This is a genomic window from Streptomyces sp. SID8374, from assembly GCF_009865135.1.
Classification (GTDB): Bacteria; Actinomycetota; Actinomycetes; order Streptomycetales; family Streptomycetaceae; genus Streptomyces.
This window is the reverse complement of sequence record NZ_WWGH01000001.1, coordinates 3,311,300-3,324,135: the sequence shown is the minus strand read 5'-3', so window position 1 is coordinate 3,324,135 and position 12,836 is coordinate 3,311,300. Positions and strand designations below refer to the sequence as shown.

At 71.3% G+C, this 12,836-nt stretch carries 3 protein-coding genes; 2 read left to right on the top strand and 1 reads right to left on the bottom strand.

The genetic code is table 11. The annotated features are described in order from the left end of the window. The first annotated feature begins 5 nt into the window (after positions 1-5). A complete protein-coding gene (locus GTY67_RS14765; protein WP_161279002.1) occupies positions 6-11,381 on the top strand; it encodes a type I polyketide synthase in 11,376 nt (3,791 codons plus the stop codon). Position 11,382: 1 nt separating this feature from the next. After that, a complete protein-coding gene (locus tag GTY67_RS14760; RefSeq protein ID WP_161279001.1) occupies positions 11,383-12,294 on the top strand; it encodes a proline iminopeptidase-family hydrolase in 912 nt (303 codons plus the stop codon). A 98-nt stretch (positions 12,295-12,392) separates the two neighbouring features. Here the strand turns inward: GTY67_RS14760 and GTY67_RS14755 are convergent, their stop codons facing one another. Further along, positions 12,393-12,827 carry a GntR family transcriptional regulator gene (locus tag GTY67_RS14755; RefSeq protein ID WP_093690313.1) on the bottom strand — a complete coding sequence of 145 codons (435 nt, stop codon included), beginning with the start codon at positions 12,825-12,827 and terminating at the stop codon, positions 12,393-12,395. Between the last annotated feature and the right edge of the window lie 9 nt (positions 12,828-12,836).

The following is a 12,836-nucleotide window of genomic DNA, read 5'->3' as shown; positions in this document are numbered from 1 at the left end:
GCCCGATGAGCAACTCCGACGAAAAACTGATCACCGCCCTGCGCGCGTCGCTCAAGGACAACGACCGGCTGCGGGCGCAGAACCGCAAACTGGCGTCCGCCTCGCGCGAGCCGATCGCCATCGTCTCCATGAGCTGCCGGTTCCCGGGGGACGTCACGTCGCCGGAGGACCTGTGGCGGCTCGTGGAGAGCGGCGGCGACGCCACCACCGAGTTCCCGGAGAACCGCGGCTGGGACGTCGAGAGCGTCTACGACCCCGACGGCTCCCGGCCCGGCACCAGCTACGTCAACCGCGGTGGGTTCCTGCACACGGCCGACACCTTCGACGCGGAGCTGTTCGGCATCAGCCCGAACGAGGCGCTCACCATGGACCCGCAGCAGCGCCTGCTGCTGGAGACGTCCTGGGAGGCGTTCGAACGCGCCGGCATCGACCCGCACACGCTCAAGGGCAGCAGGACCGGTGTCTTCGCCGGGATGATGTACCACGACTACGTCCACAACAGCGCCACCGGCTCCATCGCCTCGGGCCGTATCTCGTACGTGTTCGGCTTCGAGGGTCCGTCGATGACGGTGGACACGGCGTGCTCGTCGTCCCTGGTCTCGCTGCACCTCGCGGTGAAGGCTCTGCGGTCGGGCGAGTGCACCCTCGCGCTGGCGGGCGGCGTCGCCGTGATGGCCACCCCCGAGGTCTTCGTCGAGTTCAGCCGTCAGGGCGGCCTGGCGAAGGACGGCCGCTGCAAGTCCTTCGCGGGCTCCACCGACGGCACCAGCTGGGCGGAGGGCGCAGGCATCCTCCTGCTGGAACGGCTCTCGGACGCCCGGAGGAACGGCCACCCGGTCCTCGCGATCGTCCGGGGCAGCGCGGTCAACCAGGACGGCGCGAGCAACGGCCTCACGGCGCCGAACGGCCCGTCCCAGCAGCGCGTCATCCGCGCCGCACTGGCCGACGCCCAGATATCGGCCGACCAGGTCGACGTGGTGGAGGCACACGGCACGGGGACCCGTCTGGGCGACCCGATCGAGGCGCAGGCGCTGCTCGCGACGTACGGGCAGGGGCGCCCGGAAGGTGACCCGTTGTGGCTGGGGTCGCTGAAGTCGAACCTCGGCCACGCCCAGGCCGCCGCCGGCGTCGGCGCGGTGATCAAGGCGGCGGAGTCGATCCGGCACGGTGTGATGCCGAAGACGCTGCATGTGGATGAGCCGACGCCGCAGGTGGACTGGGCTGCGGGAGCAGTCGAGTTGCTGACGGAGGCGCGTGCGTGGCCGGAACGTGAGCGTCCTCGTCGGGTGGGGGTGTCGTCGTTCGGTCTGAGCGGGACGAACGCGCACGTGATCGTGGAGCAGGCGCCGGAACCGGCTGAGCTGGCTGATGACGCGCCCGTGGCGGATCTGCCCGTCGTCCCGGTGGTGCTGTCGGCGCGGGGTGAGGTGGCGCTGTCGGCGCAGGCGAAGCGGTTGTTGGCGCTGGTGGAGAACGACGCGGACGTCTCGGTGCTGGATGTGGGGTTCTCGTCGGTGGTGTCGCGTGCGGTGCTGGAGCATCGTGCGGTGGTGACGGCGGGGGACCGTACGGAGCTCGTGGCGGGCCTGCGGGCGCTGGCCGGGGGTGATGTGGCGGCGAACGCGGCTCGGGGCGTGGGCCGTTCGGCTGGTGAAACGGCGTTCTTGTTTACGGGTCAGGGCGCGCAGCGGCTGGGGACGGGCCGTGAGTTGTACGGGGCGTTCCCGGTGTTCGCGGAGGCTTTTGACGCGGTGGTGGCCGAGGTGGATGTGCACTTGGGTCGTTCGTTGCGGGACGTCATCTGGGGTGCGGACGGGGATGCGTTGAACCGTACGGGGGTGGCGCAGCCGGCGTTGTTCGCGGTGGAGGTGGCGCTGTTCCGGCTGGTGGAGTCGTGGGGCGTACGGCCGGACTTCCTGGCGGGTCACTCGGTGGGTGAGATCGCGGCCGCGCACGTGGCAGGGGTGCTCTCTCTTCCCGACGCGGCTCAACTGGTCGTGGTGCGTGGTCGGTTGATGGAGGCGTTGCCGGAGGGCGGCGCGATGGTGGCGGTGGAGGCGTCGGAGGCCGAGGTCGTCCCGCTGCTGTCGTCTGAGTCGGTGAGCATCGCCGCCGTGAACGGCCCGCGCTCCGTGGTGATTTCGGGTGCTGAGGACTCAGTGGCAAAGGTCGCGGACGCGTTCACCACTCAGGGGCGGAAGTCGTCGCGTCTGCGGGTCTCCCATGCGTTTCACTCGCCGCTGATGGAGCCGATGCTTGCGGAGTTCGAGGACGTTGTTTCGGGGTTGTCGTTCAGCGCCCCGAGGATTCCGTTGGTGTCGGGTGTGTCGGGTGAGGTGTCGCCGGAGGTGGCGACGCCCGGGTACTGGGTGCGGCATGTACGCGAGGCGGTGCGGTTCGCGGACTGCGTGAGCCACCTCGAAGCGCGGGGCGTTCTCTCGTACGTGGAGATCGGGCCGGACGGCGTACTGAGCGGGATGGCGCAGCAGTCCGTGGCGTCGGAGTCGGCGGTGCTGGTGCCGCTGGTCCGCAAGGGGCGTGCGGAGGTTACGACGGCGGTTCAGGCTCTCGCCCGGTTGCACGTCAGTGGCGTACGGGTCGACTGGGCGGCGTACTACGCGGGCACCGGCGCCCGGCGGGTCGACCTGCCCACCTACGCCTTCCAGCGGGAGCGGTACTGGATGGTGGCCGAGCAGACCGGTACGGACCCGGAATCGCTCGGCGTGAAGGCCGCCGACCACCCGCTGCTCGGCGCCGCGGTGACGCTGGCCGACACCGACGAGACCGTACTCACCGGCAGGCTCACGCTCGCCAACCAGCCCTGGGTGGCCGACCACGCCGTCCTGGGCAGCGTCCTGTTGCCGGGCACCGCCTTTGTGGAACTGGCGATCCGCGCCGCCGACCAGGTCGGATGCGACCTTCTCGAAGAGCTGACGTTGCAGGCGCCGCTCGTCCTCACGGAGCAGGGAGGGGTGTCGCTCCAGGTCGTGGTCGGCGCGGCGGACGACTCCGGGCGCCGCTCGGTGGCCGTGTACTCGTCCCGGGACGAGGCGGACGACGACGCCTGGACCCGGCACGCGGAAGGGACGCTCGTACGGGGCTCGGCCGCTCCGGCGGACGGGCTCACCCGATGGCCGCCGCCCGGCGCCACGGCCATCGGCGTCGACGGCGCCTACGAGCTGCTGTCCAGCCGAGGCTACGGCTACGGCCCTGTGTTCCAGGGGCTCACGGCGGCATGGACATCCGGCGAGGAACTGTACGCGGAGGTCGCGCTGCCGGAGTCCGCGCACGCGGACGCGGAGCGGTTCGGGCTGCACCCCGCCCTGCTGGACGCCGCGATGCACGTGGCACTCATCGACGACGGCGCCCACACGGACGAGGCGACGGTCCTGCCCTTCGTCTGGACGGATGTCGCCCTGCACGCCTCGGGGGCCACGGCCCTGCGGGTCAGCATCGCGCCCTCGGGCCAGGACAGCGTGACGATCCGGGTGGCGGACGGCACGGGCCAACCCGTACTCACCGTCGGCGCCTTGGTGTCCCGTCCGGTATCGGCGGAGCAGTTGGGTGGGGGTGTGGGGGAGTCGTTGTGGGAGGTGTTGTGGCGCCCGCTTGCCGGTACGAGTGCGGTTGACAGTTCGTCTTCGTGGGTCCGGTGGGGGGATGTGCCTGCTGACGGGGATGTCCCTGGGGTAGTGGTGTTCGAGGTCCCGGCGGTGCCGGGCGATGTGCCAGCTGCTGTGCGGGCCTCTGCTGGTGCGGTGTTGGACGTGGTACGGGGTTGGCTTGCCGATGAGCGGTGTGCGGGGTCGCGGCTGGTGATCGTGACCCGGGGCGCTGTTGATGTCGGCGCCGCCGGGGATGTGGTGCTGGGCCAGGCTCCGGTGTGGGGTGTGGTGCGGGCGGCCCAAGCGGAGCATCCGGGGCGTGTGGTGCTGGTCGATGCGGATCCGGGCGCGGATGGTCTCTCCGGACTGGAGCTGGTGGTGGCGTCGGGTGAGCCGGAGGCGGCGTTGCGTGGGGGCGGGGTGGTGGTGCCCCGGCTGGTCCGGGTGAGCCCCTCCGAGGCACCCGTTAGCGAAGTGGGTTCTGACGGTGTGGTGTTGGTGACCGGCGGTACGGGTGGTCTGGGTGCGTTGGTGGCGCGGCACTTGGTCACCGAGCGGGGCGTGAAGCGTCTGGTGCTGACCAGTCGCCGTGGCCTGGAGGCCCCAGGAGCGGAGGAGCTGGTGGCCGAGCTGTCCGAGCTGGGTGCCGAGGTTTCCGTAGCGGCCTGCGATGTCGCTGACCGCAGCGCCGTGATGGACCTGGTGTCCGGGCTGCCAGGCCCGTTGGTGGGTGTGGTGCATGCGGCCGGCGTAGGGGACAACGGTCTGATCGCATCCATGGATGCGGCCCGGCTGGATCGGGTGCTGGGCCCGAAGGCGGACGGTGCCTGGTATCTGCACGAGGCGACACGCGAGCTGGAGCTGGATCTCGGGTTCTTCGTGATGTTCTCGTCGGCGGGCGGCATGGTTCTGGCGGCCGGGCAGGCGAACTATGCGGCGGCGAATGTCTTCCTGGACGCGCTTGCGGTGCACCGCCAAGCGCAGGGGCTGCCCGCCACCTCTCTCGCGTACGGCCTGTGGTCGGGCGAGAAGGGCATGGGCCAGTGGCTGCGTGAGGCGGACCTGCGGCGTATGCGGCGTCAGGGCCTTCCCGCCCTGGACCCCGCCGAGGGCCTGGCCCTCTTCGACGCCGGGCTGGCCTCCGGCCGGGCGGTGGTCGTACCGCTGACCATCGACAAGGCAGCCCTCCGTACCCGTACCGGCACCCTCCCCGCCCTCCTCCGCGACCTGGCTCCTCAGGGCGGGCGGCCCGCCGCGCGTGCCGTCGCCGGACGCGCCGACGCCTCCGAGCTGCTCCACCGGCTGACCGGACTCACCGACGACGAACGCCGGTCGGCGCTGCTGGACACGGTGTGCGCGCACGTCGCACGTGTGCTGGGACACACGTCGGCCCACGCAGTCGAACCCGACCGCGCCTTCCAGGAACTCGGCTTCGACTCACTCAGCGCGGTCGAACTGCGCAACCAGCTGAACGGGACCACCGGCCTCCGGCTGCCCGCGACCCTCGTCTTCGACTATCCGAACGCGCGGGCCGTCGCCGACTACATCGACGGTGCGCTGGACGACGAACTCGGCAGCACGATCAGCCCATCCGCCCCGGCGACCGTTCCCGCCGCCCGCGCCACCGACGACGATCCGATCGCCGTCGTCGCCATGTCCTGCCGCTACCCGGGCGGGGTCAACTCGCCCGAGGACCTGTGGAACCTCGTCGCCGAAGGACGCGACGCCGTGGCCGGGTTCCCCGTCGACCGCGGCTGGGACGTGGCCGGGGTGTACGACCCGGAGCCCGGTACACCGAGCAAGACGTACACCAAGGAAGGCGGATTCCTGCACGACGCGGGCGACTTCGACGCGGACCTCTTCGGCATCAGCCCGAACGAGGCGCTGATCATGGACCCCCAGCAGCGGCTGCTGCTGGAGGCCTCGTGGGAGGTCCTGGAACGCGCCGGCATCAACCCCCGTTCCCTGAAAGGCAGCAGAACCGGTGTCTTCGCCGGACTGATGTACCACGACTACGGCCAGGGTACGGAGGCCGCGGCCACCACGGGCGGCAGCCTCGTCTCGGGCCGGGTGTCCTACACCCTCGGCCTCGAAGGCCCGTCCCTGACGGTGGACACCGCGTGCTCGTCGTCGCTGGTGTCCCTGCACCTCGCGGCCCAGGCGTTGCGCTCCGGCGAATGCTCCCTCGCCCTCGCCGGCGGCGTCGCCGTCATGGCGACCCCCGACATGTTCGTGGAGTTCAGCCGGCAGCGCGGACTCGCCCCCGACGGACGGTGCAAGTCGTTCGCGGGTGCTGCGGACGGCGCGGCCTGGTCCGAGGGTGTCGGTGTCCTGCTGGTGGAGCGTCTGTCGGACGCCCGGAAGAACGGCCACCCGGTCCTGGCGGTGCTCCGAAGCAGCGCGGTCAACCAGGACGGTGCGAGCAACGGCCTGACCGCGCCGAACGGCCCGTCGCAACAGCGCGTCATTCGTGCGGCGTTGGAGAGCGCCGGGCTGACCACCGCCGACGTCGACATGGTGGAGGCGCACGGTACGGGGACCCGCCTGGGCGACCCCATCGAGGCGCAGGCGGTGCTGGCGACGTATGGCCAGGGGCGTCCGGAGGGTGACCCGTTGTGGCTGGGCTCGCTGAAGTCGAACTTGGCGCACACGCAGGCTGCTGCGGGTGTCGGCGGTGTCATCAAGGCGGTCCAGGCGATCCGGCACGGCGTGATGCCGAAGACGCTGCATGTGGATGAGCCGACGCCGCAGGTGGACTGGGCTGCGGGCGCGGTTGAGCTGCTGACGGAGGCCCGCGTGTGGCCGGAGCGTGGGCGCCCTCGTCGGGTGGGGGTGTCGTCGTTCGGCCTGAGTGGGACGAACGCGCACGTGATCGTGGAGCAGGCGCCGGATACTCCTGTGGGCCCTGAGCCTGTGGAGCCCAAGGCGCCGGTGGTGGTGCCAGTGGTGTTGTCGGCCCGGAGTGGCGTCGCGCTGTCGGCGCAGGCGGGGCGGCTCCTCGCCCTCGTGGAGGAGGACGCGGACGTCTCGCTGCTGGATGTGGGGTTCTCGTCGGTGGTGTCGCGTGCAGTGCTGGAGCACCGCGCGGTGGTGACGGCGGGAGACCGTGCGGAGCTGGCGGCGGGGCTGCGGGCTCTCGCCGACGGAGGGGTCTCCGCCGAAGCCTGCCGAGGCCTGGCCCGTACGTCGGGCCGTACGGCGTTCCTGTTCACGGGTCAGGGTGCGCAGCGGCTCGGGATGGGCCGTGAGTTGTACGAGGCGTTCCCGGTGTTCGCGGAGGCGTTCGACGCCGTACTCGCCGAGGTGGACGTCCACTTGGGCCGTTCGCTGCGGGACGTCATCTGGGCTTCGGAACAAGCGGCGTTGAACCGTACGGGGGTGGCACAGCCGGCGTTGTTCGCGGTGGAGGTGGCCCTGTTCCGCCTGGTGGAGTCCTGGGGCGTACGGCCTGACTTCCTGGCCGGGCACTCGGTGGGCGAGATCGCCGCCGCGCACGTGGCAGGGGTGTTCTCCCTCTCTGACGCGGCTCAACTGGTCGTGGCGCGTGGCCGGTTGATGGAGGAGTTGCCGGAGGGCGGCGCGATGGTGGCGGTGGAGGCGTCGGAGGCCGAGGTCGTCCCGCTGCTGTCGTCTGAATCGGTGAGCATTGCCGCCGTGAACGGCCCGCGCTCTGTCGTGATCTCGGGTGCCGAGGATGCGGTGACGAAGGTCGCGGACGCGTTCACTGCGCAGGGGCGGAAGTCGTCGCGTCTTCGGGTGTCGCATGCGTTCCATTCGCCGCTGATGGAGCCGATGCTCGCGGAGTTCGAAGAGGTTGTTTCGGGGTTGTCGTTCAGCGCCCCGAGGATTCCGTTGGTGTCGGGTGTGTCGGGTGAGGTGTCGCCGGACGTGGCGACAGCGGCGTACTGGGTGCGGCACGTGCGCGAGGCGGTGCGGTTCGCGGACTGCGTGACGTACCTGGAGGGCCAGGGTGTCGTCTCGTATCTGGAGATCGGACCCGACGGCGTACTGAGCGGGATGGCGCAGCAGTCGGTGGGTTCGGAGTCGGCGGTGCTGGTGCCGTTGGTGCGTAAGGGGCGTGCAGAGGTTACGACGGCGGTCTCGGCGCTCGCCCGGTTGCATGTCAGTGGCGTACGGGTCGACTGGGCGGCGTACTACGCGGGCACGGGTGCCCGGCGGGTTGATCTGCCTACCTACGCCTTTCAGCGTCGGCGGTTTTGGTTGGAGTCGGGTGGTGGTGGCTCTGGTGTGGTGGGTGTGGGGCAGGGGGTGGTGGATCATCCGCTGGTGGGTGCGGTGGTGTCGTTGCCGGATGCGGGTGGGGTGGTGCTGACGGGTCGGTTGTCGGTGGATGGTGTGCCGTGGTTGGCGGATCACGCGGTGTTGGGGCGGGTGTTGTTGCCGGGGACGGCGTTTGTGGAGTTGGCGGTGCGGGCGGGTGATGAGGTCGGCTGTGGTGTGGTGGAGGAGCTGACGTTGCGGGCTCCGTTGGTGGTGCCGGAGAGAGGAGGGGTGGCGCTTCAGGTCGCGGTGGGCACCGCCGACGACACCGGACGCCGCCCTCTGAGCATCCACTCGCGCCGTGACGACGGGAGCGACGACGTCTGGACCCGGCACGCGGAAGGAGTCGTGGCACAGGACATCGCGGGGCCGGCCGTCGGCCTCACCGAGTGGCCCCCGCCCGGAGCCACCCCGCTGGCCGTCGATGAGGTGTACGAGTCGCTGCTCGCCCGGGGGTACGGCTACGGGCCGGTGTTCCAGGGCCTCAGGGCGGCGTGGTCCCAGGGCGGGGACCTCTACGCGGAGGTCGCGCTGCCGGAGTCCGCGCACGCGGACGCGGAGCGGTTCGGGCTGCACCCCGCCCTGCTGGACGCCACCATGCACGCCCTCAGTCTCAGCACTCCCCAGGACGGTGACAGCGGCGACGGCGCCGATGGCGGCGCGGCGCTCCCCTTCTTCTGGGAGGACGTGCGGCTGCACGCCACCGGATCGACGCTCCTGCGGGTGCGCCTCTCCGGTTCCAGCGAGGACACCATCAGCCTGACGATCGCGGATGGTGCCGGTGCGCCGGTGGCGTCGGTGGGTGGGCTGACGCTGCGGCCGGTGTCGGTGGAGCAGTTGGGTACGGGTGCGGGGGAGTCGTTGTGGGAGGTGTTGTGGCGCCCGCTTGCCGGTACGAGTGCGGTTGACAGTTCGTCTTCGTGGGTCCGGTGGGAAGACCTGCCTGCTGTCGGGGATGTGCCTGGGGTGGTGGTGTTCGAGGTCCCGGCGGTGTCGGGTGATGTGTTGGCGGGGGTGCGGGCGACCGCTGGTGCTGTGCTGGACGTGGTACGCGACTGGGTTGCCGATGAACGGTGTGCGGGGTCCCGGCTGGTGATCGTCACCCGGGGCGCTGTTGACACGGGTACTGGCACGGGCGTGGCGCTGGGTCAGGCTCCCGTGTGGGGTGTGGTGCGTGCAGCCCAGGCGGAGCATCCGGGGCGTGTGGTGCTGGTGGACGCGGACCCGGACGAGGCTGTGGACGATCTGTCCGGGCTAGGGCTGGTGGTGGCGTCGGGTGAGCCGGAAGCAGCATTGCGTGGCGGCGGGGTGATGGTGCCCCGGCTGGTCCGGGTGAGCCCGCCCGAGACGCCCGCCGCCGAGACACCCAACGCCGACGGTGTGGTGTTGGTGACCGGCGGTACGGGTGGTCTGGGTGCGTTGGTGGCGCGGCACTTGGTCACCGAGCGGGGCGTGAAGCGCCTGGTGCTGACCAGTCGCCGTGGCCTGGAGGCCCCAGGAGCGGAGGAGCTGGTGGCCGAGCTGTCCGAGCTGGGTGCCGAGGTCTCCGTAGCGGCCTGCGATGTCGCTGACCGCAGCGCCGTGGTGGACCTGGTGGCCGGATTGGCAGGCCCGTTGGTGGGTGTGGTGCATGCGGCCGGCGTAGGAGACAACGGCCTGATCGCGTCGATGGACGCGGCCCGGCTGGATCGGGTGCTGGGCCCGAAGGCGGACGGTGCCTGGTATCTGCACGAGGCGACACGCGAGCTGGAGCTGGATCTTGCGTTCTTCGTGATGTTCTCCTCGGCGGGCGGCATGGTCCTGGCGGCCGGGCAGGCGAACTACGCGGCGGCGAACGTCTTCCTGGACGCGCTCGCGGTGCACCGCCGGGCGCAAGGGCTGCCCGCCACCTCCCTCGCTTATGGCCTGTGGTCGGGTGAGAAGGGCATGGGCCAGTGGCTGCGGGAGGCGGACCTGCGGCGTATGCGACGGCAGGGCCTTCCCGCCCTGGACCCCGCCGAGGGCCTGGCCCTCTTTGACGCAGGGTTGGCCTCCGGCCGGGCGGTGGTCGTGCCGCTGACCATCGACAAGGCGGCCCTCCGTACCCGTACCGGCACCCTCCCCGCCCTCCTCCGCGACCTCGCCCCCGCCGTCCGCCGCCCCGGAGCCTCGGGCGCGGCCGCCAGGACGGAGAGCGAACCGCTCTGGCAGCGCATCGCACACGCCCCGGCGGCCGAGCAGGAAGCCGCCCTGCGGGCCCTCGTACTGGAACGGGCCGCCACCCTGCTCGGGCACAGCGGCTCCGAAGCCCTCGACCCCGAACGGGACTTCCTGGAGAGCGGCTTCGACTCACTCAGCGCGGTGGAACTCCGCAACGCCCTGATGAAGGACACCGGGCTGCGCCTGCCGCCCATGGTGGTCTTCGACTCGAAGAGCCCGGCGGCACTCGCCCGCCTCCTCCATGCCGAACTCCTCGCGGCGCCACTCGTACCCACCGATCCCACTGACCCCACCGCCCCAACCGACATCACCGCACCCACCGTCCCGACCACCGGCAGCAAGGGACACAACAGCGCCCCCACCGGCGACACCCTGCGCGACCTCTTCCACGGCGCCGTCGTCTCCGGCCGGTCCGACAAGGGGTTCGAACTGCTCCGTATCGCCGCCGACATCCGCCCCGGCTTCACCTCCGCCGACGAACTGGACCACCTCCCCAGCGCGGTGCGCCTCGCCGAGGGCCCGGGCGCCCCCCACCTGATCTGCCTCAACTCCCCCATGGCCACCGGCGGGGCCCACCAGCACGCCCGGCTCGTCTCCCACCTCCAGGGCCGGCGCAAGGTCTCGGCGCTCCCCGTTCCCGGCTTCGTCGCGGGCGAGAGGCTTCCCGAGAGTGCCGACGCCGCCGTCGAGGTGATCGCCCGCAGCGTGCTGGAGACCGCGGCCGGCGAGCCGTTCGCGCTCCTCGGCTACTCGGCAGGCGGCACCCTCGCGTACGCCACCGCCGGTTACCTGGAACGCGAACTCGGCGTCCGCCCGGCCGCCGTCATCATGCTGGACACCTTCAAGGTGTACGAGGACGGCTCCGCCGACGGCGGCGTCCCCCTCGACGACCTCGCCCTCGGCCTGTTCGACAAGGAGGCGGCGTTCGGGCGCTTCGACAGCAGCAGGCTCTCCGCGATGGGCCGCTGGGTCCAGCTCGTCCCCGACCTGGCACCTGAACACGTGGGCGCGCCCGTCCTCTTCGTCCAGTGCACCCGGTCCTTCGTCCCCGACGGCGATGACCCGTCCCCCGAACTGGCCACCGGCCGTGCCGAGCCGTGGGAGCCCACGCACACCCTGCGGACCGTGGACGCGAACCACTTCACGATCGTGGAGGACCAGGCGGCCGGGACCGCCGACGTGATCGAGCAATGGCTGGCCTCCGACGAAGTCGCCGTACCCCTCGCCGGGACCGTGCCCGCCGCCGGTGCCACCGACGTAACCGCAAACGCAGCAGACCGAAGTGAGGCGAAGTGACATGGCGGCCATCGCACCCAGCAGCAAGGGCACCGTACGGTTCGGCGAACACGAGACGTGGTACCGGGTGACCGGAGACCTCTCCTCCGCCCGCCCCGCCCTCGTGGTCGTCCACGGCGGCCCCGGAAGCACCCACGACTACCTCCAGAACCTGTCCGGCCTCGCCGCCGACGGGCGGGCCGTCGTGCACTACGACCAGCTCGGCAACGGCGGTTCCACCCATCTGCCCGACCACGGACCCGACTTCTGGACGGTCGACCTGTTCGCCGCCGAACTCGACAACCTCCTGGACGGGCTCGGCATCGCCGGCAACTACGTCCTGTTCGGCCAGTCCTGGGGCGGCATGCTCGCCACCCGGCACGCCGCCTCCCGCCCCGCCGGTCTCCGCGGCCTCGTCATCGCCAACTCGCCCGCCTCCTACCCCCTGTGGCTCCAGGAGGCGAAGATCCTCCGGGACCAGCTGCCGCCCGGGGTCAACGACACGCTGCTCCGCCACGAGGCGGCGGGTACGACGGATTCCGACGAGTACCACTCCGCGATGCGTGTCTTCTACGAGCGCCACGTCTGCCGTCTCACCCCCTGGCCGCGCGACTACCTCGCGTCCTTCTTCGAGGTGTACAACGACCCCACCGTCTACTACGCGATGAACGGGCCCAGCGAGTTCCACGTCAACGGCACCCTGCGGGACTGGTCGGTCACCGAGTTCTGCCCCGACGTCGCCGTGCCCACCCTGCTGATCTCCGGACGTCACGACGAGGCCACCCCCGCCACCGTGCAGCCCTACCAGGACCTCATCCCGGGGGCCCGGTGGGAGATGTTCGAGGAGTCCAGCCACCTCCCGCACCTGGAGGAGCCCGAACGCTTCACCGAGGTGATGCGGACCTTCCTCGACGGCCTGGACACCCCCCACTGACCCACCCTCGCGCGGCCGACCCCGTCAGCCGGACGCCCCACCCGGGAACGCCGGACGCCTCCCCCGGGAACGCCGGCCCCCTCAGCCGGACGGACGCCTCACCCGGATACGCCGGACGCCTCCCCCGGATACGCCGCCTCGAACGCCGCCTGGAACAGGGCCGTCACGTCCTGGCCCGTCAGCCCCTCCGCCCGGGCCTGGTCCATCCACTCGGCCAGGGACGCGCGCAGCGGCGAGTCGGGGCCGGACTGGGGCTGGGCGAGGGAGCGGGTGATGAACGTGCCCGCTCCCTGGCGCACCTCGGCCAGGCCGGCCCGTTCCAGCTCGCGGTAGGCCTTGAGCGTGGTGTTCGGGTTGACCTTGGTCGTGGCGGCGACCTGGGCGGCGGTGGGCAGCCGGTCGCCCTCCTCCAGGGCTCCCATGCGCAGCGCCTGCTCGACCTGGCGGACGATCTGGAGGTACGTCGCCACCCCGCTGCGCCGGTCGATGCGGAACACGACCACGGACTTCACCTTCCGCTCGATGGGCGACATTTTACGTAG

Excerpts from the sequence above, each read along its gene's own strand:
- GTY67_RS14765 (WP_161279002.1), top strand. The coding sequence starts at position 6 with ATGAGCAACTCCGACGAAAAACTGATCACCGCCCTGCGCGCGTCGCTC.
- GTY67_RS14760 (WP_161279001.1), top strand. The coding sequence starts at position 11,383 with ATGGCGGCCATCGCACCCAGCAGCAAGGGCACCGTACGGTTCGGCGAA.
- GTY67_RS14755 (WP_093690313.1), bottom strand. The coding sequence starts at position 12,827 with ATGTCGCCCATCGAGCGGAAGGTGAAGTCCGTGGTCGTGTTCCGCATC.